We start from the raw sequence: 24,174 nt of genomic DNA on the forward strand, positions 1-24,174 counted from the left end.
CCTGGTGTACCGGTTTCTTTTCTCTTGCCATAATAAAAGGCCTCCTATGATTTTTTATTTTATCATAGAAGACCTTTGGCTAATACCTATTTACAGAAAAATTTTCATACACTCTATACGAAAGGCACTACGCTTTTAATTCAGTGTAGTGCCTTTGCTTATTACATCCCCAAAATCGTCCAAATGTAAATAGGGGCTGTCAATGTGAACACCAGACATGCAAATAAGATGGCTGGCCCACTCCATTCAAATTGACCGTGTTTCCGAAAATCAAAGTAAGCAGTACCCAATTTCCCAAAGAAAAAAACAGCCAGTACCAAATCAATTGCAGGGAACACAACATTATCCACCACGGCCCTAATCTGTACCACTGCTGTCTTCCAGGTTCCCTCGATTGCCCCGGATACATCCCCGGATGCATAGGATACCATGCAGAAATGAAAGGACAGCAGCCATACGGTCACGGCCACTGTCCAAAAAAGCTTTTTACAAGTCATAAGCTTCCTCCATTATAAAATTGTCCAATTTCGATACACTGTGAGCAATACCAGTAACATCACCTCAAACCCTTCTCCATCCCGGCTGCGCCTGATTGTCATATCCAATAAATCGTAGAACTCATCTTTTGTCAACCACTTCCCCTCCACTCCGCAGATTGCTTTCCATGTCTCACGATTCTCCAATATCCATTGGACTACCCCTTCTTCCATTGCTGCCTCCTTTGCTCAATATGCTGAGCCTATTTTTTAGCAGTATAACATATACTAAATCAAATACTCAATATTTTGAGCAATTGAAGGGACTTCCGTCATGCAAAAATTAAAAGTTGACATGAAAATCGGTAATAATCTACGCAGCCTGCGTAAGGAACACGGCTATACCCAGGACCAGCTCATCGCCCAGATGGCACGCTACGGTGTGGATGTCACCCGCAGTTACTATTCGCGCTTCGAAACAGGTGAACTTAATATACCCATCCAGGTACTCGTTGCCCTGCATCAGGTCTACAACTGTTCGTATGACCAGTTTTTCAATGGGCTGTTTCTGAAGCTGCTCTAATAATACACGGTCCAGGTTTTAGTGTATTCTTATGGGCTGACTGGTGCGATATGCCAGTCCAGCCACAAATTCCCCTGGATTTCCACATGGTCAGAAAGGTCAAGGGACAACATCCCTTTGGGTGTCCAGCAGTCCAACAGACAAGTATATGCTGTGTAGGTCCCATCCGGCATCCAAATCGGAGTGAAATGGGTCCGTCTGTTAAAGGTTGAATACTCATTTTCTTTGAACACAAACTGGGAATGGTAATCACCACTGATTCGTTCCAGCAGCCTCCAATACGTTTGGTAATTGAATTCCGGGAAATAAGTCACTGCGTTCTGCGCTCCTGTAACCGCACCGGACTGATTCGTACTTACATCTGCTGTGACTGTCTGGTTGATTCCATACCCACTCTTTATGGTATCATTAGATGCGGTAGGATTTTTTTCATCGGGGTAAATATCCATCCCTCCTGACAGACTGGCCTGATACCAATCCAAATCGAACTCCCACCATCCCTCATCTTCCCAGTATCCATCCTCATCCTCCCCTCCGTCATGGTATACCCAGTATTCATGCCACCAGGGCCTCCATATGCTCCAGCTGGCCTCCTTCATCTGACCGTTGGACGGCAGAGATGTCGGCTTCATATACGAATCATTCCTGTCATCTGCAACCGGATTTGGGGGAGGATTTTTGTCCAGGTCCACCACTTTTACATGGATGGTCCCCTTACTTGGGTGTCCACCTCCTCCGCCACTTACCTGTATTGTAATATCTTGAGGAGTATCCGGTGTGGTCCACCGAATCCATGCAAGCTGTTCACCTCCTTCTGGATAATAGACATTGTTCACTGTATAGTTCTTACCTTTTATGTTAAACCGCACACTTGCAGGATAATCCGGGTCTGATTGACCTCCCCTGACAATGACAGATGTGATGACCTGCGTATTGACACGGTAAACATAATCGTAGGTCATAATTTCTCCTGGTTCCTGCTCCTGTTCCTTAAAGCGAATAATGCCCAGTCCCAAAGAGGATATGATTTGTTCCTCCGTAACCAGCTGGTCCCTCGGTCCGGACCATGCCGGATATCCTAAGTCCGGCGTCTCTAAGAACATAGCGAGGGGAACATTCTTAAAGAAAACATTAGGCAGCATATCCCGGATGTTAGTTCCCATCCTTGAATAATATGCTGCCTCGGTTGCTGTCATGGCCATGCGGATTCCGTTATAGGTCACATAGGCTACTGGCTCCAATAATATTTTGTATTCGCCATTTGTCAGGTTTTCAAATGAAATGCCGGTATCTTGTGAGATTAGCCGTATCATATATTCTGAGCAGAAGTATCGCTTTATTTCTTCTATACTACTATGTCCGCTTGCACTGGTAATTATTTTTGGCATCTTCTGATTTGGTTTTTTACATAAATAATTTTCTACGCTAACTGATAATGATGCACCACTTCGGTAATCTATTTTACTACCCCCTCCAAAGTGAGCCTGTATCGATGGGCTTTTATTAGTATAATCGATTGAATTAGTAACTACTGACTGGTCAGATGTACGTATTATAGTAACCCTGACCCCTTCATCGCCTACAGACCACTTATTTTTCTGGCTTGTTCCCTGCGACATATCACCTCCTCCTGAATCAATATTTCCATCACCCATTGCATATACATTAATCGTAAAGCAAATACAAAATATCAGTACAATAAGATATTTAAAATGCCTCACCTTTTAACTCCTTCCACAAAAAAAGACCGTTGCGTAACGGCCTTTTATTAATATCATTAATTCATACTTCCTACCTGCTTGTTTATATCCCCATCGGAATAGACTTCTTTTACCGTAGTTCCACTTTCATTCACCCAACCAAACCCCGGTACATATATCTGCCCTTCCTGCGGTGCCTCTGTCGGTGCATCGGTTGGTATCTCTGTTGGTGGTTCTACCGGTTGTGGTTCCGTAACCACCAGCGGCTCGGTTGAAGGGGCCGGTTCCGGTTCCGCAATCATCGGTTCGGTTGGTTTCACTGGTTCACCATTGGGCTTCTTCGCTGGGTCATGTCTAACCTCTTCCTTTGGTGCTGCGGGTTTCGTTACTTCCGGCTGAATCTCCTGGATTGTTTCATCGGTCTGTTCTTTCATTGGCGGCGTTGTTGGCTGTGGTTTTGTCTCTACCTTCACTGTTTCCTTAACCGCCCCGCTGCTCTCGATGCTGGGTGCTGCCACAGTCGTCTGGGGCGCTTGGGTGGTTTCCTGAACCGTTACAGCCGGTTCCCTTTTAAACTGGCCGGCAATCAGGACCACCAGAATCAGGCATATGATTCCTGCTCCTCCAATTGTCAGCCACTTCTTCTGCTTATCATCCATCTTCATATACATCCCCTCCTCTTCCCTGTTTCTAATTTCAACCTATCATAAGAACGTTCTAAAGTCTAGGATTATTCACCATTTTAAGGAAATATATAGGAACTTCTGACATTTCCTTATTCTTTATAACCGCAATCAGTCGCTAAAGTTAGTGAAGCGCAATCATCTGAACACCTTTACTGGTATATCCAAATTCCTCCTACTAAAACACCGGCGTATAAGCCGCCTGCACTTTCATATGAATCTGCATGTCTGGCAGACTGCTTGCCCCGAAACGGACCGGTACCTGAAGCAGAAACGTGGCATCTGCCAGGAACCTCCCGCTGCTGTCGGATGTCAGGGGAACATTCTGTATGGTTACATCCAGGCCCGAAATCCGGTATTCCTCTTTCTGACCTCCGTCAACCAGTTTCACATGGTAACTTCCATGGTCTTCCATTCCCAACAATTCATCAAGAACTCCATATACATCTCCATAATCCAGGCTTTCGTCCCATCCGCCCCCGGATGGATAGTAGCCGCCGGAATACCCCTCCCGCACACCATGATATACATCATCATAGTTATCATTGACCGTGGACACGATGGCCTCCTGGACCGCATCCCTGATACCTGCTGCGATAAGGTTCAGCCTGGCATATTCTGCAATACCGCAAAAGAGGAACAGCACCACCAGGGCAGATGCCACCGCCAGGGGGATTCCATTTCCTTCCTGACCTGATATTGTCTTCCTCCATCTTTCTACTTCCAATACACCTCCCCCTTTCCATGTGCCTTGGCCCGGAGGGTAACGGGGAAGGAGCCAAAGCCTCCGAACAGGCCGATATCCATCTGCATGGTCAGGGTCACCTCCACTTCCTCATTGAGCTGGAACCGGCCATGCTCCGACCACTCCACTTCCGGAGTGAGGCCGGTCTTTTCCCGTAGAATAGACTCCCTCCTGCTTGTCTCCTCTCCAATCCGGCCTGCCATTTCTGCTTCCCTGCACAGTTCCTGTGCAAATGTGTCAAGCTGGTTCTTGGCAACATACACCGGAAGGACATTCACAGCTAACCCCAGCACCAGAAATACGCACAGTACCAGGACGCACACATCGATATACCCTTCCCCTTTTTCACATCGGATGATATCCACCTGACATCCCCCTCTCTTAGAACATGCTCCCCAGCGACGTGAGGATTTCGTAACCAATGATAGCCAGATATGTCATAAGGAAACACAACAGCATGAGGAATGAAAAGATGCGGATTTTCGGCGGTATCTTCTGAGCCTCTTTCTTAAGCCGCTGCAGTTCCAGCTGTTTGAAATCGTGGTTTAGCAACTGGAAATAGGCTGCGCTGTCATCTCCTCTTAACACACCGATGAGTCCCCGCACTACATCGGATAACATAGGTGAATTCAGCCGGGCCTCAAATCGAGTCAGCGCCGCCTCATAACTTCCTGAGCGCATGTCTGCCGTCAGAATGTCCAGTTCCTTCCGGAAGATATCGCTGGCATTCTTCTTGAAGCTTTCCAGGATGGACAGGACATCGCGGCTGTTTTTCAGGTCCTGTTCGACTGTGGCTACAAACCGTGGCAGTTCCTGCTCCATCATATCCCTTTTTTCCCTCATCCTCTCCTCTGGTTTTCTGGTTTCCCTGAAGTATACAGCCACTGCCGCAAACACAGGGATGGGTGTTACAAGCGGCAGGAACAGCAGACACGGCAGAATGGGAATGGCAGTCACCCCGGCCTTAACAATACAGGCAGCAGCATGGACCTCGGGAGTCATCCCCATCCCTGCGGCTTTCAGGATGTTCCCCATCCTCCGCTTCCTGTACTCATCCAGGGTGATATGTCTGGCCAGGAGGACCGACAGATGGTCCATCCCATCCTCCAGAATCACACCGACCTTCCTGTTACGTCCTCCATGTTCTGCGATGGCCCTGGCGGCTCCCGTGCTGGGAAGCCTCAACAGCCCTGCAGCAAGGAAATAAAACCCTGCAGCAAGGAACAGGCCAAACAAAAACAGCAATGGAATCATACTACCTCCTATATTCAATTGGTCTGGTCAGGCGTATGACAGCTGACGTGGACACAAAGATGACGGCTGCCGTGATGGCCAGTATGGCCTGACCGAACAGGGTGTGCATCAACGTCCGGTACCAGTCCCTGTTCAGCGCATACATAAGCGGGATGTTCCCAATGACAAGGATTACCATGGTGATGAACTCCTTTCTCGGCTCAAACACCAGGTTCTCCAGCTCCCCGTTCACAACCCGCATATCAGACAGCTTATTTACGATAGGGGTGAGTGTGGACTTCAAAGAACGGTCATACTGGCAGTCACTGACTGCATCCACCCACTCCTCGAACACATCATTACGTATCTTTTTCCTTAACTCCTTAAGCGCTGCCTCCATGTCCGGGTTGATGACCTTGAGCCGCACCAGGAAATCCCGGAACACATGGCTGACCGGTGGATTCAGGTAATGGATGTTCTCGCTGACTGCCGTCAGGATATCCTCGCTTCGCAGATAAGCGGTTGTAATGATACTCAGGGCCGTCTCCAGCTCCGATGCAATCGCTTTCTTGTAATGATGCTCCATGAGCCGGATATACCAGAAGGGAAAGAACAGAAACCCGGTTGCCAGGACCGGAATCAGGAACACATTCCCCAGCATCGTGGCCAGGATTCCTCCGGCCAGGAACAGGCCGAGGGCTGATGCACAGATTAGGGACATTCGTTCCCCTTTCCCAGTCAGGGACAGTACATCCTGGCATAGTCCTACCTCCCGCTTCAGGATGGATGGTTTCTTTCTCTTCTGTGTTTCCTCTATCTCTGCCTTAATACTGTCCGGCGGCTTCAGGAAGTGTCGGAAGACTCCATCCGTAAATTCCATTAGGGTCAACCTCAGTATCATAAAGAAACCTGCCACCATCCCGGCGCAGGCCAGTATGTTTACCATGTTCATGTTTCTTCTCCCTCCCAGCGCACAAGCTGTTCCTTCGGCATCCCATTCTCCAGAAACCGCTTCTTCAGGCTTTCTGAAATCCCCTGCACCTTTTCATGGTCGCCGCGGATGATAAAGCGGTTCCCGTCCATCCGGTTCTCCGATATGTTGTAGTGATACAGGCTCCTGTAGTTCCGGCCCCCATCCGGCAGAACTTCGCATTCCATGATTTCCATGACCTTACGTTTCCGGTTCTCCAGTTGTTTGGCAAACACGATGACTGGGAAGGCCTCCGTCACCAGAGCCATCAACGTGTCATCCGAGATGTCGTATTTTCGCTTGCATAGCGTCACCATTCTGCGGTAGGTTGCCTCACAGCTGTTCGAATGGATAGTGGTAAGCACAGTGTGGCCGGTCCGGGCTGCTTCCTGTGCGGAATAGGCTTCTGAACTCCGCATCTCCCCTACACAGATGATTTCCGGGTTGAACCGCAGTGCCATGTCAAGAAGTGCGTCCTGGTCCACGGTCTGTTTTTCACTTTCAGCGTCCCTGGTCAGTGTATGGATGACACGGTTTACAATCTTCCCATCCTGTTTCCGTACCAGGTCCAGCTCCCTTGAACCATTCTCAATCGTGAAAATACGTTTACTGTCCGGGACCGTGGTAAGGAGCCAGCCGGCCAGCGTGGTCTTGCCGGAACTGGTGGCCCCGGCCACACACACGGAGATTCCATACCGGATGCATTCTGATAAGAAATCCAGCATTTCCCCGGTAGCTGTCCCGCCCTGCACAAAATCCTCCTGTGTCATGCTCTGCGGATTGACAATCCGGATGCTGGCGCAGACGCCTACATCCTCATCTACCAGAGGGGTCTTGAGGACAGCAATACGGATGTTCTTGGATAAATGTCCCAACACAGCCGGGCTTGCGTTGTCAAGGACCATCCCGCTTACATGCAGCATCCGCCGGATGACATTGACAGCATGGTCCGGACTGTCAAAGTGTTCCTCCAGCTTCTCGTTCCTGCCATCGCTGTACTGGACTTCGATGTCGTTCCAGCTGTTCACATCCACCTCTTCAATTCCACTCCCAAAGATATACCTGGTCAGGAACGAGAACTCAGCCATCTCGGTATACAGTCCATCCACCAGCTGTTCCATGGTCATTCCATGGACGGTAATCCGGTAGTCCTGGATATATTTCGTAATGTAACGCTTAATCTGGGCTTTCACATCCTCATCCCCATAACCGGCCAAAAGGGTGGCGTACTTGCTTGACACATATTCCTGGACTTCCTCCAGCACCTGTGGAAATTCCCGGCCCTCTCTGGCAGAAAAGAACAGGTCCTGGTTTCTGGGGCCTCCATTTCCAGGCATAAACCCAGGCGTGATGTCCACCTCCCATTCCTCCTCCGGCTTTTGCCCCCAGTCTTCTCGTATTTTCTCCTCCGTATTCTTTTTAACAGGACATGGCACCATAGCAGATGCCGCCATGAAGTCCGGTTGATGGGTAGAACCGGTTTGAGGCTCCCTTTCTCTGTTCTGCGTCCCTGCCTCAATCGCCTGCGGTTGTACTTCCTTCATGGTCTGGAGGAACAGAGACTCCCCCCTCTTCTCTCCTAACATCCAAACACCTCCCCTGTAATTCGCTCAATCTCTTTCCGGAATCCCCGGCTGTCCTTTAGGGACAGGTCCTTTAACAGATTTCCTGCCAGGACCTGCTCCTCCACCTCGGCAGAGTGTGGAATCCGGAATGCCACGTTCCCCAGCACCCGTTCCACGTGTTCGCTCGCTTCATTGGACCGGATGTTGCTGGCTACCCGGTACTGTTTATCTGCATCCCATGCGTAATCCTGCAGGAGCGGAAGCTGGCTGGACAGATAGCTGATGGACTTAAGGTCACACCCTGCCAGACGCAGGACAGAATCCGCCTCCATAAGTGCAATGGCGGACAGGATATCATTGACGATATAGCTGCTGCAGTCAATGATGACATACGGGGTCAGTTCCCGCAGGCAGTCAATCAGTTCCGTGGCCTGGCTGGCATTGTGGGGCGGATAGGTATACTCGTTTTCCCCCTTCTGCATACCAAGCATCAGGAGATAATCCAGATGCTTGTGTACCACTGAGTTCTGACGGACCAGGTTTGGTGTCACATGGGTCGCCGCCAGAATGCTCCCCAGGGAATGCCCGGACCCCAGGTCGCCCGGAGGGCAAATACAGGGCAGCATGGGGGCCGTCATATCACACAGCAGGAGGGACACATTCTTTTTCCGGGCTGCCAGGTATTGTGCCAGCTTTACAGCCACCGTTGTCTTCCCGGCTCCAGGACTTCCCCACACTGCCAGTACGCCTCCCTTTTCCTGGTTTTCCTGACAGTCCCCTTTTTCCTCTCTGGAAAAAATACTGTGTTTCCTGATGTTAAGCATTCCGATTGTCCTCCGTCCCCGTGTTTTCTTCTTCCTTGATATCTTCTGTATGTTCCCTGTCCTGCCCGTTCATTTCTTCCTCCTCTTCTGTTTCTTCCTCTGGTGGATACAGGAGTTCCAGCAGTTGCTCCTGTGCCTCGATGAACTGCCTGGCTGTCTCATCTTTCCCTCGATATACAAGGGCCGCATGCAGGTTCCCTTCTGCCTCAAGTTCTGCCAGAACCCTGCACTGGATGGGGGTGGCAAGCAAAGTCAGCGTGGCTGGCAGGGATTTCTCCTTTTCTTTATCCTCAGTTCCTGTATTGGCATCCACACCCGTGCTGGCTGTCACTGCAAGGACCTGAATGTACTGCAGCTCCTGTGGAATGACCGTCTCACCCATCTTGCGGTAATCCGGTGCAAGTATAGACACGATGTCACCGCTTCGCACTTTACCGGATAATCCCGCAGCAAAGGATTTGACCGTCACGGATATGGCCTGCCTGCTGCCATCCAGCTGATACAGGTATGTGTCCGCACCCGGCGGCTGAGAGGAAATCTTGGAATGCAGGACAAAATCACCCGGCAGAAGGTCTGCAGTAGCATAGGTCCCCACAACGCTCTCTAAATCTTTTATAACGTCCATTGGCAGGTTATAGCCGCCCACCTCCACCATCTGCACCTTGTCCTCCGTGATTTCATCCCCTGCCCGTATATCTTTCTGAACCCGTACGATTTCCGTCTTCTGCGAGATGGACCGGTTGAACATCGGAGTGACCAGGAAACAGATGACAAGTGACAATACAATACATAGGATGCCGAGAACGGTCCTGTTCTTAAGCAGTTTCATATGTCTCCTCCTTATTTCCCAATCCGGAATACTGGTCCTGCATTGTGTCTCTTTCTTTTTCCTGTCCGGACGCCCTTCAATACCAGGATAGGTACTGTGATGGTCAACCGGGTCATTTTGCGTATTCTCAACTTCAAATCCTCACGCTCCTTTCATTCTGTTTTCTGTGCCTGTGCTGCCTTGCGTATGAGGTACAGGACCAGGATAATGAGGATGAGTAACAGGACTGATGCCAGGATTGCCTTTCCCTGGTCCCCTTCTCTGGTATCCTCTTCTCTGGTATCCTCCTCCCTGGCTTCGGTTACCTTTACGCTGGTCTTCTCTGTATTCACGGATTCTCTTTTCCCACCCGCTGCATCATTCGGAGACGCAGCGGGCGCTTCCCGCTCTGGTTGGGCTGCGGTCTGCCTTACATCTGCTTCCCGCTCCCGCTCCCATGGCATCAGTATCTCAGAAAATCCAGACGGAATTTCCATTACCGGCATGTCTGGAATGGACAAACCAGGCACATCCGGCAGGTATGGTTGATACGCCCGTTTCCCTGTCGTATGGCTCCCTCCTGAACCTCCTCCCGGATGATACGGAACGTACTTCTCATCATCCTCTGTTCCGGGGATATGGTCCGCACCATTGGTCCAGATTTCATCGTCCTCTGTTCCGAATACCCCGTCCTTTCCCGGACGGATATTGGTCCCTTCCTGCTCCTTGCGGTTGTCATAGCAGTCATCCTCTGTGCCATACACACCATCAGGTCCAGGCAATAGAATCAGGTCATCTTCATTCCCAGGAATTCCATCCGGACCATTGAACCAGACCTCATCATCCCTGGTTCCGAATTCCCCATCGAGTCCGGGGCGCACGTTGGTGTTTGGGTAGGTATCGTGGTTGTCATACCAGTCATCCCGGGTCCCGTATGAGCCATCCATTCCGGGATGGATGAACCCATCGTCTTCCGTACCAGGAAGTCCATCCTTCCCATTGGACCAGATTGCATCGTCACCGGTCCCAAAAATCCCATCCTCCCCTGGCCTCCGGTTGGTGGACGGATAAATCCCGCTGTTATCCATCCAGTCATCTGCAGTACCTGGGATTCCATCCAGCCCATTGGAGGCCGTGATGTCATCCTCTGTCCCATAAATGCCGTCCGGTCCGGGCCGTGTGTTCGTACCATCCCCCTCATCCCGGTAATCATCCTCTGTACCGAAGACAAAATCCGGTCCGGGAAAATGCTTACGTCTCTCCCCATCCAGGTAAAAATCATCCTCCGTACCATACGCACCATCATCCCCTGGATAAATCTTCTGGTCATCACGGGTACCCGCTACTTTATCAGGGCCGTTCAGGTACAGGTTATCATCGTCTGTTCCCATAATCCCATCCTTCCCAGGCCTCTGGTTGGTCCCATTTCCCTGGTCCTGGAATACCAGGATAAAATAAGCGAATGCATCCATATCCTGGTCCACTGTATACTCATAGGAGGCGGCAATGTTCCGTCCCGGTTCAGGAAGCGCTTCCCCGTACATAATTCCTTCCTGGTTCCCCTCTCCATAGGGAAGGGCATACCATCCCAGGAAACGGTAGTCCTCCATGACAGGAACCGGAAGGTCCCCAATGGGCACATCATATGTGACCGTCTTACCATCCATGCTGCAATAGGCATCCCTGATATGGAAAGTAATACGGTATACATTGGGGGACCAGTGTGCATGATACGTAGTATCCGCAGGTGGCACGTCGGTTTCTTCCGTGACTCTGGTTCCCCCACCATCTGGTTGCGTATAGAATCCCAGGAAGGTATATCCCTTCCGTGTAATCTCCGGTATTGTCTCCAGCTTATTCGTATATTGCAGGCTCTTCTGCACGTCCTGCTTCCCATCTATCCCATCCGTAAACACTATGGTATATGAGTTCGGAAGCCACTGGGCATACAGCGTGACCGTGTCCCCATAAGCCGTTGTCAGGTTAAGGACGGACTGTCCATCCCCATAGGCCATGCCGCCTCCATCCGGTTGCCTGTTCCAACCTTGGAATGTATGGTAATCCTTCGTATACTGATTGGCCTGCAGCATGGCTGGCGTCTGATAGATAAATGGCTGGCTGCCCATATATCCGGTACCGCCGTTTGCGTCAAACACAACCGTATAGGGATTGTACTTCACATCCGTCCTGGCATCACAGCCCGGACGGGTGCACCGTTTAAAATACGTCCCGTCATTGGCTCCCATAAAGTAACCGTCACTGAACGCATGCCCAAGTGCGCTGGTGGATTGGGTCTGGACCGAACCACAATCCATACAGGTCCGCCTCTGGGTTCCCTGCACCGTGCAGGACGGGTTGGATGCCGTGGTCCATGGTCCATAATCATGCGCCACACTGAGGTGCATGGTCCAGCTTGCAGGCCCATAGTATACCCGGTCCCCATCATTGTTTACCTTCTCCCATCCATCGGCATGGGCATTCCAGTTACCCGCCATGTCACAGGAGACACGCATAAGCCAGGCATACTCCATCCTGGAATAGTACGAATCCGTAGGATGGTAGAGCTTAGCAAATTCGCTGAATCTGCGTCCTCGGTTATCGTTGATATAGCTTGCATAAACATAAGAATGTTTACTTGCCCCCATTGGTCTTAGGATGAGGAGCTGTCCTGTTTTCATATTAACCGTCACTTCGCTGTTGGAACCGGAATTAACATTAATCTGCACGTCCGCACATCCATTGGGGCCATATGTCTTATACAGACTGCTGGCAAGCGCAGCTGCGGGGAGGGACGGCAGGTAATTGGCCGACTGTCCTGGATACACCTTAGGAATGCGGACTGCATTCCCATTGGCATCCGATTCCCAGTTCCCCTGATGATACTCCGCCCCATAGGAAGCCCTTAGCTGGCTGCGGGTTTTCGTATTATCTGCTCCCTCCAGCTTCCATGCTTCTGGTTCCGTTTCTCCGTTCCGGAATGATGCAGCCTCCGAAGGAGTGGACACCCCCCATTCCGCTTCCCCGTATGGTCCTGTTCCGTCTTTGGATGGCATTACGGTGGCTGCAGACATCTGTACAGATGGCCCTATACCATCCGATGGGAACCGGTCTGCAGCGTATGCTACCTGATGGGATGCCACGGCCATGCTTAGTAAGATACATAACTTCTTCTTGTTTTTCATATCTGACCTCCACCCAATTTTGTAACGACCTCCTCCTACCCGCCTGTACGCAATACAGCCAGGCAGGCAATGGTCAGGAATGGAACCATTGGGTATGACTTAGGGACCTGTTTTTTTTCATATGAACACCACGCAAATTGGCCAAGATGGTACGCAAGCATTGCTACGGTCCCCCATACTGCTGCCATCAGCCCTCCTTGTAATCCCAGCTGCATTCCGCACGCTGCCATAAACTTGATATCCCCTCCGCCGATTCCTCCCCAGCAGACAGCCGCAAGCAGGAAGGGAAGGGCACAAAGAATCCCTGCCAGATTCCCAGGTTGGAATCCTGGCAGGGAACAGGCTGCAATGCAAAGATTCATCCAGTCCGGCACCATGCGGTAACGGATATCGGTGCAGGAAGCGGCTAACAGAAAGCCAATCCACATGATTAACGCCAGGGTTCTACACACATGCCTTCTCCTTTTCTACATGGATTGGCCAGATGGGGCCATTGACTGGGCAGACGCTTCTGTCATATGCTCCATCTTCCCCTGTTGTACCGAAAGAGCCTGCTTATAAGCTGTTACCAAAGCTTCCGTCATCTGTGTCCTGAACTCTGCTGTGATGGGAAAGCAGATGTCCCTAAATTCTCCATTTCCGGTTCGGTAGGATGGCATGGACAGAAATACCCCTTTCTCACCGTTCATCAGCCGAACATTCCGTATGGCCAGGCACTGGTTCAGGTTGACGGACGCCGTGGCAAGGATACTCCCATCCATGCTGATGGAATTAATCTTTACCTCTATGTCCATCTTACTACCGTTCTTACCTTCTGATTGCGAATGTGATTGCGGTTGCTGCTGTGGCTTCATTCCCGGATTCCTCCTTCCTTAACCTGAATAGTTAAACATCTCCGTAACCCGCTGGGTCAGAGTTGGCAGGACGGTATCTGCAAACAGTTTATAAAGTCCTGCCAGCAGAAGAGCGCCGATGACAACCGCCATCAGAATCTTGATGGCAGTATCCACGAAATTCTCTGCCCTTTCCTCATGCACCAGTTGATTTATCTTGAATGCCAGCATTTCCACTCTTTCCTTCACTCTCATGAACTTCCGCTCCTTTCTTCCATGGACCGATATGATATGGCAGACGGATTATACACTTGTACGCTACATCTCCATCTCCGGTCCTTCCCCTTCCTCCAGCTCCATATCCATGCAATCCTCTTCCGTTTCCGGTTCCACCCCATACCCTGGGTCCATCCGCTGCTCGTATGCCTGGAGGACAGACTGGTCAAACTGCTCCCGTATCCCCCGGCTTTCAAAGAAGCATGCATCCTTATATCCGGCATCGTGGGGCATCTTAGTCCTTGGCATCACGACTTCTTTCCCGTAGTCATTCTCCTTAACCTTCACGTTCCGTATGGTGCATACATTCCCAATCCGTACTTCTGCGGTTGCGAGTACCCCGGTTTCCGGATAGAGATTTGTGATGACCGGCCGGAATACAGGCATGGTATCCCATCCTGCGGCTTCCTGCACAGCCGCATCCCCATCCAGCCTCTCTTCCAGTACGTCTCCTTCATGTTCTAAATGGGTTGTTCCTGGCATATGCCCTCTCCTTTCAAATGGTTGGATTCCTGGCCATCCAGGGATTGTCCCTGGGTGAACCTGATTTTCTGGAATCCATAATGGTCTACATAGTAATAGTCGCTCCCCTGCCGGTCATACAGTTCAATGACATCCGAAATGGCAACCGGATGGCCTATAGACCGTTGCGGGAACTCCTTTTCTAACTTTGCATAAATTGCTTCCAGGTCATCTGTCTCTATCTGGCAGTCATATACAACCTCATACTGGCTGGAGTCCGGCATTCCATGGTGTGATACCTGGTCCTTAAAATCAAGGAACCGCTCCTCCGGCGGCACCTCCGGTTTCAGCTGGTGAAGCCTGCAGTTTCTGATTGGCTTCACCTCCCCGGTCAGGTCCACCTTCCCATGTATAAGGCGGTCGTACACGCCTGTCTGCCAGCATGGTTTCAGCCCTTTCTTCTCCTGCAGGAACCGGGCCAGGTACTCATTCTGAAACATTGGGTCAATGACCGCCATCCCGTCTTCCACATATCCGGCCATGTTGCCATAATACAGGATAAGGTTGTCTTTAACAGCAATGCCTGCCATCCCCTCCCTCCTTCCGTTTCATAAGCAGACGTTCCATCTTCTGCCGCAGACTTCCATCCGTGCAGAACTGGATGTTCCCTTCCCTCATAACCAGCACGGGATTTACATGGATATCCAGGAATACGACCAGTTCCGGCAGTGTCTCCCGGTCCATGAGGGCCTCCAGCTGTTCCCTGTCAAACGGCATCCTAAGCTTCGCCATCCCATCCCGTCCTGCCATATACGCACACAGCATCCCCTGATTCCTGGATAGTTCCGCTCCCATGCATCATCCCTCATCTTTCTGCATGAGTCCGGCCAGTTCAGCCAAAAGACGCACACGGCCCTGGTCCGGCATCCGGCGGATAGCGGCACGGACATATGCCTCCATGGCATCCGGTGACTGGTCACCCGCTTCAATCAGTTCCACCTTCATCATGCCAATCCAGCCTCCTTCATCCGACTGCAGCCGTATAATGTCCCCGCTTTTTATCCCGGCATCCTCACGCACAGCCTTGGGGATATGAATCCTTCCATTATCGTCCACTACCCGGTATGTCTTCTTCGGTCCTGACATTGAATCCCTCCATTTCCATGATGATGCGCACCTTTTCAGGGTCGATTCCGATTTCTGCGCATAGCTCCAGTATTTCATGCGGTACGGTAGTCCCAGACTGGGCCGGGAGGATGGTAATCCTACGCGCCCCGCACACCACGTCCAGGTCCTCATCCGGCTGGATGCCTGCTTCCTCCAACAATTCCTCCGGAACCGTAAGCTGCATCCCTTCCTCATACAACTGGTCTGGCGTGAGTTCGCCTGCCTCCACCGGACTTAGGAACACTTCCGGACCGCCTCCGTCCTCATCCAGCAGATACGTGATATGGACAGCCCCATCCATGTCCGTGCCTATCGCCCCCAGCACTTCTTCCGGTATCATCAGTCTTCCTTCCTCATCCGGTCTTGCTTTCACTTCCTTTAGCCGCATTGCGCCTCCTTTCCTACGGATAGAATCCGTACACATCTGACAGTTCCATCTGTTCTGGCAGTTCCCTGGCCCGGCTGGCGGTATCATAATTGGATATGAGCACTTCTGCATACTCCTCCCCCTGGTTGTAACGCTGCGCCAGGTTATTCAGCCTCCTCACTGCCTCAATCTGGTACCCTCCATACAACCCACGTATATAGGGACAGTCGTTATAGGATAACAGCCACTTCCCCTGGATTCCCGCAAGTGCATCCCGAAGCCGAACATGGTCTTCCCGGCTGAACACCACCTCATAATGCCCTTCCGTCTTGAAATAAGGCGGGTCGCAATAAAAAAAGGCATTCTCCCGGTCATACTGCCGGATAAGCGCCTCAAAGTCCTTATTCTCCACCACAGTCCCGGCCAGTCTCCTGCTTCCCTCCCAGAGCAGCCCAAATGTCCTGCGTATGTCAAACGGCTGGCACCCATAGGACGTACAGCCGCTCCCATAACTGTAACGGATGAGCTGATAAAAGCAGGCAGCCCGTTTCACGTCATACATCCCTGCATGTTCCTCCAGGATAGGCTTTATTTCCCCATATTGCCCTGGCTCCAGGCATTGTTCTGCCAGATGTCTCTCCTGCTGGTACCACGGTCCCTGCTCCACGAATTCCTCCCTGCTTAAAAATCGTTTCAGATGGTCAAACTCCTCCCTTCCATTCAATGGGAAGAATCCCAGCTCCTGAATCAGGGCCAGCGGCCTGTCCCTCACGCACCGGAACAGGTTGGTCAGGTCGGAATTATAGTCATTGTATACCTCCATTCCCTCTGGCTGCTTGCCGAACAGGACCCAGCCTCCCCCGCCAAACACCTCAATGTAACGCCCATAGGACACGGGAAACCTCTGGTAAATCAGTTCCCGGAGGGCTTTCTTCCCTCCAATCCAGCTGATGATGCTGTTCAATGGGGCAGCACCTCCTATACCATTCCAATCTGCTGCATGCGCCCCAGTCCATGTTCCCGCAGGAGGCATCCGGTCAGCAGGACGGCAAACAGTCCCTGGTCCACCAGGCTGCGGTCCGTCAGGTCCGACACTTTCACACACCCGGCCCGGTAATACAGGTCCTTGGCCAGATGATACAGGATGTATCCCCTGATGTTGATACCCCCAAGCTGGATGTCCGGGAACCGCACCTGCGACAGGGTGATGGCATCCCGCGCCTTCCCCCACAGATATCCGTCTGCGGTTAACAGGTAAAGGGCGGATGCATAGGATGCCTTTTGGTCCAAGGCAAATATCTGCCGGTGCCCGATAAGACCCTGGTAGCGTTCCTCATGTTCACGGTTCCGGTAGACCGGGCCGTCCATACGGGACCTTGTTTCCTCTACCCGTTCCATGAACCGGCTGTCGGGAATCCGGTAACGCAGTTCCTTTAGTATCTTCTGGCACCCGCTTGTCCTTGTATTCCTGCAGAAAAAACAGGAAACCGCCATGTCCGGTTCCTTCCGTTCCGGAAGGCAGGGCTGCCCCTCCTGCATCAGCGTTTCAAACACTTCCAGGCTGCTGCCTGATAAAAAACGTCCTCCTGGCATTCCATTTACCTCCTTTTCATTCCTCTGTCCTTACACTTGATGTAACCACCCATTATGGCGCTTCCACCTCCCCATCAATCCTCGTTTTCTATCCTCCACAGTTCCAAATCCGACAGGCTGATTTGTCCCTCCATGTTCCGGTCCTCCATCCACCAAGCGAATACATCCGCCGCATCCTTCCATTTGGTTTCTATGCCCTGTCCCTGGATACGTGCCAGCATAACATCGAATGCCCGTTCATAGGCTCTCTGGTAGGAAGGGAACAGGCGGAATTCCGTCCAGCGCCTCTTTCCAGCTATGGGACATCCAATACACCCCACCCGGTGAAATCCCCATCCATACAGCGGGTTTACCGGGATATGTTCTGACTGGATATAATCCCATATATCCCGGTCCAGCCAGTCCACAATGGGATTACAGATTCGTTTTCCCTTCACGGCGCATGACTCAAACAGCATGCGTCCCTCATCGTTGTCATTGTTGAGGATAATCTTTTTGTTCTTATCCCTTGTATAGTTCTCAAATACCCCGCGGTTGTCCCTGCGTTTCTGGCTCTCTGCCCAGCGCACCCCGGTTGTTATGAACCGGTCACGGCAGGAATTCTCTTTGAGGACTTCGCAGCAGTAACGCTGCAGCCTGGTCGGCGGGAACCGTTTCATCGGTATCAGGGACCACATGGACACCCGCTGGCCTTTATAGTACGGATAGCTGATGCTGCATGGGATTCCCCTGTTTTCGTATTCCCTGAATATCTGCCGTACATGGTACACCGTCTGCGGTGCATCGGCCGTCGTATGGTTATGGTGGAGTTCAAACGGCTCCCCGGACCGCCTTACGATTTCCCTGCACACGGCACTGTCCTTTCCTCCGCTGTCCGTCACGATGAGGGGCTGCCCATAAATACGCTGCGACATCTCCGATGCAGCCCTCACCCGTTCTATCGCTTTCTGCTCTAAATCCAATCATAAGAGAGTCAGATATCTCTTATCCCGGCCGGGACTCTGCCTCCTTCCTCTGGTTTCCTGCAGGAGCGTGATTTATATAAAAGGGGTTGCCCTCTTTTATCTGTTTTACATATAGGGTTCCATCCCCTCTGGTTCCTGCCCCGTGGTATCAGTCCCCTTTAACTCTTCTTCCGTCATCACGCATAAGTCAGCCCCATAGTCATCGTCCCATAATCCGATATGCATTTCTCCCTCTTCCGTGTAGACTGGGTATTCAATCAGGGACATCCCCCAGCCCTCCTTCATCTGACGCAGCCAGTCATCCTTCAATTCCTTATGCTCTGCCTCCGTCAGCTCCCCCCTTGTCTTCACCTCCAGCACACACCACAACTGCTCCCCATATACCTCCGGCATGGGCACCATACGTTCAATCTTAGCCCGCAGCAGCTGGTTATATAAAAAAATACCCATGCACGCCTCATCCGATGGCTGATGCCGTCTGAGTTCGGCCGCGATGATATCTTTTTGCAGAATTAGACGCTCCCCCGCCAGCACCTCCGGCATGAGGCCATCACTGTCATGCCGGAACATGGTAACGGTCAGTGGACTGTATATCCGGATGGTATGGCCTCCTGACAGACGGCGGTTAAAATCCCTTTCCGGATGGAATACCACTCCTGTGGATGTATTGATGCACTGTTTCTGAAAGGTCTTCCTATACTCCTCATAACTGAAATATGGTTCCAGTTCCTTCGGCAGGACTACCCCGGAATAATGACGGGCCAGCATCCGTAGCATCGTTTGCCGGTCTGCCCCATCAGCACGGATGTACAGATAGTCTTCATATCCTCCAATAATCTGACAGGCTTCCTCTATACTTTCTGGCAGTCCGGCTTCCAGAATAGCGTAGAGTTTCTCCTTTTCCAGTATTCCTCTTTCTGTGTTTTCCCTGTGGATGACATCCACTACCCGGTTTAATTCAGATAACGTGATACCTGGCGGGAGATAACAGGGAAGTTCCCCCAGATAACCAGTTGTATTCTTTATGACATAGGAATCCCATTTCTGCATGGTCTGGCTGTCCCTTTCCTGTTCTGTAAATGGAAGACGGAATGCTTCTTTATTCCAATCCTCATCCATCATATAGGCAGTGATAAGAGGTTCTTTTAAGGGGTTTTCCGGATGCATCTGTTCCCCGGCCACGAAAAGAATGTTCTTTCTCTTTACCACATATCCCATGGGGGTCATCCAGCCTTCTCTGTCTGCATAATCCTTTCCGATAGCTTCCAGATTCAGGAATGGTTCCAGCTTTTTATCCATCTGGATTTCCCACCGTTTCAGTTCCATGCGTCCGGCTTCTTCCCAGTTTTTTATGCGTATATCCAGAATGTAACGGTCCAGATGCCCTGCAAGGTCCATGACCGCTTCGATTGTGTCCGGATGCTCCAGCCTGATGGCAGCTTCGAAACGTGCCTTTTCTTCGTCTGTCCACGCATCTATGCTCTGCGCCAGTGCATTGATTCGTTCCATATGACCATCCTTAAATGGCATGCAGTCCTCCAGACATCCTGCCAGCGCTTTGATATCTGACTGCACTCCTGCTACAAATGGAATCATACTGGAAGGATGCATCTTCTCCAGCTCTGTGTATATTCGTTTTATTTCATCCTGGTTCGCGGGAAGATTCATCCATATCCCTTCGCTGTGGTTCTCCCTCTTGATATATATCTGCATCTTTCATCTCCAATTAAAAAAAGACCGCCACTAAAGGCAGTCCGCTGACTGGTAGACACGTTACAATATTTATTTAAAAAAGACACCAGATAATGAAATAGCATCTAGCGCCTGTTAATTCTTTCCTTAAGCTGGAATTTGACTGCTTATAAAACATACTCAGAATGAACTATAATTTCTTTTCCATTTTCCTTGGCATATTTCATTTCTTTTTTTGTCATATCTCCTACATATCCTCCAATATCGACGACATATATGGCATCTGAAAGTTCTATTCTTTTTAGTTGCGCTTCCTCAAGAATAGCCAAATCAACCGATGTTAATTCATCCTTTTTCAAGCCATAAATGCATTGCAATACATTAAATCTATGCTTTGCTTCCAATTCAAATGCTATCCTCTGCATTTCATTTTCAAATCTCATACTACCGCAAATTGTAATGGTTTTCATTCTGTCTATCCCCACAACTTCCAACGTTCCAGCCCCAATGGCTAAGATTTAATTACTCACTCATAAATCATCCTGGTCAATTAAAAACTTTCTGCATTCTTCACAGTAGAACACCTTGACCCTTACGTTATCCATCATAGAAGTTAACTTAACTCCTTTCACCAAAGGCGTAAAATTTAAAATTCCCATATCTTTATCACAAGGGACCCATTTCAAGGCATATCTGTCCTGCGAAATACTTCCAACCATCATTTCTTTGCCACAATATGGACAGTTCATAATACCTTCCCCCATAGATTCAAATCTTCAGTCCCATAAGATGGGAGTTGTCGTTTCGATTATTCACTACTCCCTCTGAAGTAAAAGAAACCACCAATACACAAAACAGATTCCTAATACAGACTCGTCCTTGGTTGATTATATCAAAAATACAGTTAAAAATGAAGTGCTGTATATTTATTATCATAAAACACAGTGTTTCAAAAAATGGCATGCAGTCCTCCAGAAATCCTGCCAGTGCTTTGATATCTGACTGCATTTCTGCTACAAATGGAATCATACTGGAAGGATGCATCTTCTCCAGCTCTGTGTATATCCGTTTTATTTCATGCTGGTTCGCAGGAAGATTCATCCATATCCCTTCGCTGTGGTTCTCCCTCTTGATATATATCTGCATCTTTCACCTCCAATTAAAAAAGGACCGCCACTAAAGGCAGTCCGCTGACTGGTAGACATGTTACAAAATTTAGATTCTATGTTGAATGTTGGGGGTGAGAAAAGTACACTTCCAACATTTTTTAGTTGTATTAAAATACATATATAAGAAGCCTCCCAAAATCATTATCCCAACCAAAGTTTAATGTATATGGAAGTGAACCTTATAGATGTACCCTAATTATACTAAGGTTTATCTTTTTAGAGCAATAACCGTCAAATAATGTCCTCTTAAATATATCCTATTTCCTTTGATACTCTTCAGTACGATAATACCCGCTTTCAAACTAAATAGCAGCACCAACGGCATTCCCGTCACGAATGCAGGACATGAAATTTCCAGGTGATTTTGCATCACCTATAAAATAGACATCTTTTTCTGTTGAAGCATATATTTCCTTGAACAAATCACTGTTTGCAGCAAATCCAACAGAAATAACCACGTTATCTGCCGGTAAAGCCATTGTACCATCCTTTGTCCGGACTGCAACATAATCCTTTTCTATCTTCATGACATCCGCTTGTAAATATATGGGCACCTGATTGAATTTCAAAAGGTCAATCAACATATCACGATTGGAAATAGACGGTTTTACCTTACCTCCCATAAGTTTGTCCATTGCTTCAATGACAACCGGTTCATGTCCCTTCTGCTTCAGCCACAAGGCAATCTCACATCCAACCTGGCCGCCGCCCACAACAACCACATTCGTTCCCATACCATCGATGTTCATCAAAGCCTCAGTTCCAGTCATGACATGTGCCAGATTTATCCCTTCAATTCCAGGTTTTTTCTCCTTTGCCCCATTTGCAATCACAATGACGTCCACATCCAACTGCCGGATACTTTCCGGTGTCATATTCATATTCAATTCTATGCCCACTCCAGCTTTCTTTATCTGGCATTCATACCATTTTAACAATCTTCTGTCCGCTGCCTTAAATTCCGGCATCTCAGCCGGAATCATGACTCCGCCCAGGCAATTGCCCTTATCGTATATTGTCACCTGATGTCCCCGCACTGCCGCTGTACGCGCGCACTCCATTCCGGCGATACCACCGCCAATGACGGCAACCTTCTTTGGATTGGAACTTTTTGCGTATTTTGTTTTTGCTTCTTCTTCAAAACAAACATCCGGATTGACGGCACAGCGCAACGGAAGACCTGCCTGTATGCTTGCGAGACATCCATTGTTACAACTGATGCAGGGACGAATCTCTTCATCCTCTCCGCGGTGAACCTTATTCGCCCATTCCGGGTCAGCCAGCATTCCCCGGGCAATACCGATTGCATCCACCTTTCCTTCCGCTACAGCCATATGGGCAAGCTCCGGAACATTCATCTTCCCAGGCAGAATCACGGGAATATGAACCGCCCTGCGAAGTGTTTCCGCCTCCTCCAGCCAGCATCCATCCGCCATATACATGGGGGGATACAGCCAGTACATTGAATCATGTGTTCCCGTCCCAAACAGGAAACCATCATATCCAATCTTCTCCAGATATTGTCCCATCAATAGGCTTTCTTCCATGTCACGCCCGTATTCAACATAATCCTCCCCGGGCACATGCCCCTGCATCGGTCCCTTCATGTGGGATTTTGTGCCCAAACGGGTGGTAACCGGGAAATCCGGACCACATTTATCCCTGATGCCGTCACGGATTTCTTTCATTATCCGCAGCTTATTCTCAAGACTCCCGCCATATTGGTCCGTTCTGTGATTCCATGCGTTTACTCCAAACTGGTCGCCAAGGTATCCCCCCTTCACGCCATTGATATCCACGCCGTCGGCTCCGGCTTTATAGCAAAGATACACTGCTTCAACAGTAGACCGGACAATTTCATGAATCTCATCCACGGTCAATGCACGGCACAATACAGACGGGTCATACCGGTTCTCGACTTCCGAACTGGAAACCGGAAGGCCGAACTCCGAATCCGGCGCCAGATTGCGTCCGCTGCAGATTTGAAATTGATAAAATAGCTTAGCTCCATAAGAATGAACACAATCAGCCAGCTTTTTCGTCTGAACTACAAAGCGTTTGGGATTTACCAATGGAGATTCCTGATTTTCCAGTTGATGATTCGGCGTCGTTGAACCTGTGATGATTAGCCCTGCACCACCTTTGGCACGTTCTTCGTAATATCGGATAATCCGTTCACCAAATGCTGCATTCAATTCGGTCCACCCTTCCGGCAGCATTGCAGACAATACGATACGGTTCTTGATTTCTACCTTGCCAATACTAAATGGTTCAAATAATTTCGGATATTTTAATGGCATATTGCAGCCTCCTTTTAATGCATTCATGATTCGTCATCGGCACGTTCTTCTGTCACATTATATCCCCATGGCATATTCCTGATTTCTTCGCTTTCCATGTCGATATATTTGCATGCAAGATATATCGCAGTCTGAACAACTTCAGCACAACGAGCTTTTCTGCCAGGCGAACTCCATTTTCCCAAATAGTCCCTGCATATTTCCTTACATAATGGACTGCCCGTCTGTCTTATAAATTCATCTACAAGAAGATTATACCGATGATACTCAAGTTCATATAACCCATCAGGTTTATCGTCTAAAGGGTACTTTCTTCCATGGACTGCGCCAACAGCCATGATTGCTCCTGACAATGCACCGCAGTTATTGCCGCTGCAGCCAGCACCTCCGCCAAAGCCGGCACACAATGCACAAGTCGTATATGAAACTTGTTCTGGGGGAACTGCTCCTGAACGGAGCAGCGCCTCATATGTACTTTCTGAACAGCTTAATCCCCCATAAAAATTACTAAGGCCTAATAGCTTCGCCTTCTCTGCTTTTTCAACCGCTTTTTGGCTCTTGCTATCAATCATTGGGAACTC

Annotated in this window: 29 protein-coding genes; 1 reads left to right on the top strand and 28 read right to left on the bottom strand. The window is 49.8% G+C overall.

The features are described from left to right. Positions 1-161: 161 nt before the first annotated feature. Both I2H39_RS14930 and I2H39_RS14935 read right to left on the bottom strand, forming a co-directional pair. A complete protein-coding gene (locus tag I2H39_RS14930) occupies positions 162-497 on the bottom strand; it encodes a DUF3852 domain-containing protein (protein WP_195626844.1) in 336 nt (111 codons plus the stop codon). A gap of 12 nt (positions 498-509) precedes the next feature. After that, positions 510-710 (bottom strand): hypothetical protein, encoded by a 201-nt coding sequence (locus tag I2H39_RS14935; RefSeq protein ID WP_195626845.1) that lies wholly within the window; start codon positions 708-710, stop codon positions 510-512. A 100-nt stretch (positions 711-810) separates the two neighbouring features. Between I2H39_RS14935 and I2H39_RS14940 the strand changes: the two genes are divergently transcribed. Beyond that, the gene (locus I2H39_RS14940; protein ID WP_195626846.1) at positions 811-1,059 is read left to right on the top strand and encodes a helix-turn-helix transcriptional regulator; all 249 of its coding nucleotides are present in this window, start codon (positions 811-813) and stop codon (positions 1,057-1,059) included. A 29-nt stretch (positions 1,060-1,088) separates the two neighbouring features. Here I2H39_RS14940 and I2H39_RS14945 read toward each other — a convergent pair whose 3' ends face one another. The 26 genes from I2H39_RS14945 to I2H39_RS15070 form a co-directional block, all read right to left on the bottom strand. Continuing rightward, complete coding sequence (locus tag I2H39_RS14945) at positions 1,089-2,372, bottom strand: hypothetical protein (RefSeq protein ID WP_330640784.1); 1,284 nt, start codon at positions 2,370-2,372, stop codon at positions 1,089-1,091. Positions 2,373-2,836: 464 nt separating this feature from the next. After that, the gene (locus I2H39_RS14950; RefSeq protein WP_195626848.1) at positions 2,837-3,424 is read right to left on the bottom strand and encodes a DUF6550 family protein; all 588 of its coding nucleotides are present in this window, start codon (positions 3,422-3,424) and stop codon (positions 2,837-2,839) included. Between the two features lie 196 nt (positions 3,425-3,620). After that, positions 3,621-4,169 (bottom strand): hypothetical protein, encoded by a 549-nt coding sequence (locus I2H39_RS14955; protein ID WP_330640783.1) that lies wholly within the window; start codon positions 4,167-4,169, stop codon positions 3,621-3,623. Then, positions 4,160-4,552, bottom strand: coding sequence for a DUF4320 family protein (locus tag I2H39_RS14960; RefSeq protein ID WP_195626849.1), 393 nt, complete (start codon positions 4,550-4,552; stop codon positions 4,160-4,162). Before I2H39_RS14960 ends, I2H39_RS14955 begins: the two co-directional genes overlap by 10 nt. Before the next feature lie 16 nt (positions 4,553-4,568). Next, positions 4,569-5,441 carry a type II secretion system F family protein gene (locus tag I2H39_RS14965; protein ID WP_195626850.1) on the bottom strand — a complete coding sequence of 291 codons (873 nt, stop codon included), beginning with the start codon at positions 5,439-5,441 and terminating at the stop codon, positions 4,569-4,571. A gap of 1 nt (position 5,442) precedes the next feature. Further along, positions 5,443-6,372, bottom strand: coding sequence for a hypothetical protein (locus I2H39_RS14970; RefSeq protein WP_195626851.1), 930 nt, complete (start codon positions 6,370-6,372; stop codon positions 5,443-5,445). Then, positions 6,369-7,727, bottom strand: a complete 1,359-nt coding sequence (locus tag I2H39_RS14975; protein ID WP_347708592.1) for a CpaF/VirB11 family protein — start codon at positions 7,725-7,727, stop codon at positions 6,369-6,371. Before I2H39_RS14975 ends, I2H39_RS14970 begins: the two co-directional genes overlap by 4 nt. 242 nt (positions 7,728-7,969) lie before the next feature. Next, entirely contained in the window at positions 7,970-8,779 is an 810-nt protein-coding gene (locus I2H39_RS14980; protein WP_195626853.1) for a ParA family protein, read from the bottom strand. Next, complete coding sequence (gene cpaB / locus I2H39_RS14985; protein ID WP_195626854.1) at positions 8,772-9,608, bottom strand: Flp pilus assembly protein CpaB; 837 nt, start codon at positions 9,606-9,608, stop codon at positions 8,772-8,774. The genes I2H39_RS14980 and cpaB overlap by 8 nt, the downstream gene beginning before the upstream one ends. Before the next feature lie 152 nt (positions 9,609-9,760). Further along, positions 9,761-12,769 carry an InlB B-repeat-containing protein gene (locus I2H39_RS14990; RefSeq protein ID WP_195626855.1) on the bottom strand — a complete coding sequence of 1,003 codons (3,009 nt, stop codon included), beginning with the start codon at positions 12,767-12,769 and terminating at the stop codon, positions 9,761-9,763. Positions 12,770-12,804: 35 nt separating this feature from the next. Further along, positions 12,805-13,221, bottom strand: coding sequence for an A24 family peptidase (locus I2H39_RS14995; protein ID WP_195626856.1), 417 nt, complete (start codon positions 13,219-13,221; stop codon positions 12,805-12,807). Between the two features lie 15 nt (positions 13,222-13,236). Continuing rightward, a complete protein-coding gene (locus tag I2H39_RS15000) occupies positions 13,237-13,623 on the bottom strand; it encodes a SpoVG family protein (protein ID WP_195626857.1) in 387 nt (128 codons plus the stop codon). An 18-nt stretch (positions 13,624-13,641) separates the two neighbouring features. Continuing rightward, a complete protein-coding gene (locus I2H39_RS15005; RefSeq protein WP_195626858.1) occupies positions 13,642-13,857 on the bottom strand; it encodes a DUF6133 family protein in 216 nt (71 codons plus the stop codon). A 63-nt stretch (positions 13,858-13,920) separates the two neighbouring features. After that, the gene (locus I2H39_RS15010) at positions 13,921-14,361 is read right to left on the bottom strand and encodes a septation protein SpoVG family protein (RefSeq protein WP_207746827.1); all 441 of its coding nucleotides are present in this window, start codon (positions 14,359-14,361) and stop codon (positions 13,921-13,923) included. Beyond that, positions 14,340-14,930 (bottom strand): YodL domain-containing protein, encoded by a 591-nt coding sequence (locus tag I2H39_RS15015; RefSeq protein WP_195626859.1) that lies wholly within the window; start codon positions 14,928-14,930, stop codon positions 14,340-14,342. The genes I2H39_RS15010 and I2H39_RS15015 overlap by 22 nt, the downstream gene beginning before the upstream one ends. Next, positions 14,911-15,195: a hypothetical protein gene (locus I2H39_RS15020; RefSeq protein WP_195626860.1), complete on the bottom strand. Its 285-nt coding sequence runs from the start codon at positions 15,193-15,195 to the stop codon at positions 14,911-14,913. Before I2H39_RS15020 ends, I2H39_RS15015 begins: the two co-directional genes overlap by 20 nt. A 3-nt stretch (positions 15,196-15,198) precedes the next feature. Further along, entirely contained in the window at positions 15,199-15,486 is a 288-nt protein-coding gene (locus I2H39_RS15025; RefSeq protein WP_195626861.1) for an AbrB/MazE/SpoVT family DNA-binding domain-containing protein, read from the bottom strand. After that, a complete protein-coding gene (locus I2H39_RS15030) occupies positions 15,446-15,895 on the bottom strand; it encodes a hypothetical protein (protein WP_195626862.1) in 450 nt (149 codons plus the stop codon). Before I2H39_RS15030 ends, I2H39_RS15025 begins: the two co-directional genes overlap by 41 nt. 13 nt (positions 15,896-15,908) lie before the next feature. Continuing rightward, positions 15,909-16,838: a DNA adenine methylase gene (locus tag I2H39_RS15035; protein WP_195626863.1), complete on the bottom strand. Its 930-nt coding sequence runs from the start codon at positions 16,836-16,838 to the stop codon at positions 15,909-15,911. 14 nt (positions 16,839-16,852) lie between these two features. Then, complete coding sequence (locus tag I2H39_RS15040; RefSeq protein ID WP_195626864.1) at positions 16,853-17,467, bottom strand: hypothetical protein; 615 nt, start codon at positions 17,465-17,467, stop codon at positions 16,853-16,855. A 74-nt stretch (positions 17,468-17,541) separates the two neighbouring features. Then, positions 17,542-18,429, bottom strand: coding sequence for a phosphoadenosine phosphosulfate reductase family protein (locus I2H39_RS15045; protein ID WP_330640782.1), 888 nt, complete (start codon positions 18,427-18,429; stop codon positions 17,542-17,544). A 108-nt stretch (positions 18,430-18,537) separates the two neighbouring features. Beyond that, positions 18,538-20,145 (bottom strand): hypothetical protein, encoded by a 1,608-nt coding sequence (locus I2H39_RS15050; protein WP_195626866.1) that lies wholly within the window; start codon positions 20,143-20,145, stop codon positions 18,538-18,540. 146 nt (positions 20,146-20,291) lie between these two features. Further along, positions 20,292-20,567, bottom strand: coding sequence for a hypothetical protein (locus tag I2H39_RS15055; RefSeq protein ID WP_243281812.1), 276 nt, complete (start codon positions 20,565-20,567; stop codon positions 20,292-20,294). An 87-nt stretch (positions 20,568-20,654) separates the two neighbouring features. Beyond that, positions 20,655-20,873, bottom strand: coding sequence for a PF20097 family protein (locus I2H39_RS15060; protein WP_195626868.1), 219 nt, complete (start codon positions 20,871-20,873; stop codon positions 20,655-20,657). A 722-nt stretch (positions 20,874-21,595) separates the two neighbouring features. Beyond that, a complete protein-coding gene (locus tag I2H39_RS15065; RefSeq protein ID WP_195626869.1) occupies positions 21,596-23,593 on the bottom strand; it encodes an FAD-dependent oxidoreductase in 1,998 nt (665 codons plus the stop codon). A gap of 23 nt (positions 23,594-23,616) precedes the next feature. Then, positions 23,617-24,165, bottom strand: a complete 549-nt coding sequence (locus I2H39_RS15070; protein WP_195626870.1) for a C-GCAxxG-C-C family protein — start codon at positions 24,163-24,165, stop codon at positions 23,617-23,619. Positions 24,166-24,174 lie beyond the last annotated feature (9 nt).

The sequence above is a fragment of the Clostridium sp. 1001283B150225_161107_B6 genome (genome assembly GCF_015556325.1).
Lineage (GTDB): Bacteria > Bacillota > Clostridia > Lachnospirales > Lachnospiraceae > Enterocloster.

What these genes read in the sequence shown, in the direction of transcription:
- I2H39_RS14930 (WP_195626844.1), bottom strand. Translation starts at nt 497, where the DNA reads ATGACTTGTAAAAAGCTTTTTTGGACAGTGGCCGTGACCGTATGGCTG.
- I2H39_RS14935 (WP_195626845.1), bottom strand. Translation starts at nt 710, where the DNA reads ATGGAAGAAGGGGTAGTCCAATGGATATTGGAGAATCGTGAGACATGG.
- I2H39_RS14940 (WP_195626846.1), top strand. Translation starts at nt 811, where the DNA reads ATGCAAAAATTAAAAGTTGACATGAAAATCGGTAATAATCTACGCAGC.
- I2H39_RS14945 (WP_330640784.1), bottom strand. Translation starts at nt 2,372, where the DNA reads ATGATACGGCTAATCTCACAAGATACCGGCATTTCATTTGAAAACCTG.
- I2H39_RS14950 (WP_195626848.1), bottom strand. Translation starts at nt 3,424, where the DNA reads ATGAAGATGGATGATAAGCAGAAGAAGTGGCTGACAATTGGAGGAGCA.
- I2H39_RS14965 (WP_195626850.1), bottom strand. Translation starts at nt 5,441, where the DNA reads ATGATTCCATTGCTGTTTTTGTTTGGCCTGTTCCTTGCTGCAGGGTTT.
- I2H39_RS14970 (WP_195626851.1), bottom strand. Translation starts at nt 6,372, where the DNA reads ATGAACATGGTAAACATACTGGCCTGCGCCGGGATGGTGGCAGGTTTC.
- I2H39_RS14975 (WP_347708592.1), bottom strand. Translation starts at nt 7,727, where the DNA reads ATGCCTGGAAATGGAGGCCCCAGAAACCAGGACCTGTTCTTTTCTGCC.
- I2H39_RS14980 (WP_195626853.1), bottom strand. Translation starts at nt 8,779, where the DNA reads ATGCTTAACATCAGGAAACACAGTATTTTTTCCAGAGAGGAAAAAGGG.
- cpaB (WP_195626854.1), bottom strand. Translation starts at nt 9,608, where the DNA reads ATGAAACTGCTTAAGAACAGGACCGTTCTCGGCATCCTATGTATTGTA.
- I2H39_RS14990 (WP_195626855.1), bottom strand. Translation starts at nt 12,769, where the DNA reads ATGAAAAACAAGAAGAAGTTATGTATCTTACTAAGCATGGCCGTGGCA.
- I2H39_RS15000 (WP_195626857.1), bottom strand. Translation starts at nt 13,623, where the DNA reads ATGAAGCCACAGCAGCAACCGCAATCACATTCGCAATCAGAAGGTAAG.
- I2H39_RS15005 (WP_195626858.1), bottom strand. Translation starts at nt 13,857, where the DNA reads ATGAGAGTGAAGGAAAGAGTGGAAATGCTGGCATTCAAGATAAATCAA.
- I2H39_RS15010 (WP_207746827.1), bottom strand. Translation starts at nt 14,361, where the DNA reads ATGCCAGGAACAACCCATTTAGAACATGAAGGAGACGTACTGGAAGAG.
- I2H39_RS15015 (WP_195626859.1), bottom strand. Translation starts at nt 14,930, where the DNA reads ATGGCAGGCATTGCTGTTAAAGACAACCTTATCCTGTATTATGGCAAC.
- I2H39_RS15020 (WP_195626860.1), bottom strand. Translation starts at nt 15,195, where the DNA reads ATGGGAGCGGAACTATCCAGGAATCAGGGGATGCTGTGTGCGTATATG.
- I2H39_RS15025 (WP_195626861.1), bottom strand. Translation starts at nt 15,486, where the DNA reads ATGTCAGGACCGAAGAAGACATACCGGGTAGTGGACGATAATGGAAGG.
- I2H39_RS15030 (WP_195626862.1), bottom strand. Translation starts at nt 15,895, where the DNA reads ATGCGGCTAAAGGAAGTGAAAGCAAGACCGGATGAGGAAGGAAGACTG.
- I2H39_RS15040 (WP_195626864.1), bottom strand. Translation starts at nt 17,467, where the DNA reads ATGCCAGGAGGACGTTTTTTATCAGGCAGCAGCCTGGAAGTGTTTGAA.
- I2H39_RS15050 (WP_195626866.1), bottom strand. Translation starts at nt 20,145, where the DNA reads ATGCAGATATATATCAAGAGGGAGAACCACAGCGAAGGGATATGGATG.
- I2H39_RS15055 (WP_243281812.1), bottom strand. Translation starts at nt 20,567, where the DNA reads ATGAGATTTGAAAATGAAATGCAGAGGATAGCATTTGAATTGGAAGCA.
- I2H39_RS15060 (WP_195626868.1), bottom strand. Translation starts at nt 20,873, where the DNA reads ATGAACTGTCCATATTGTGGCAAAGAAATGATGGTTGGAAGTATTTCG.
- I2H39_RS15065 (WP_195626869.1), bottom strand. Translation starts at nt 23,593, where the DNA reads ATGCCATTAAAATATCCGAAATTATTTGAACCATTTAGTATTGGCAAG.
- I2H39_RS15070 (WP_195626870.1), bottom strand. Translation starts at nt 24,165, where the DNA reads ATGATTGATAGCAAGAGCCAAAAAGCGGTTGAAAAAGCAGAGAAGGCG.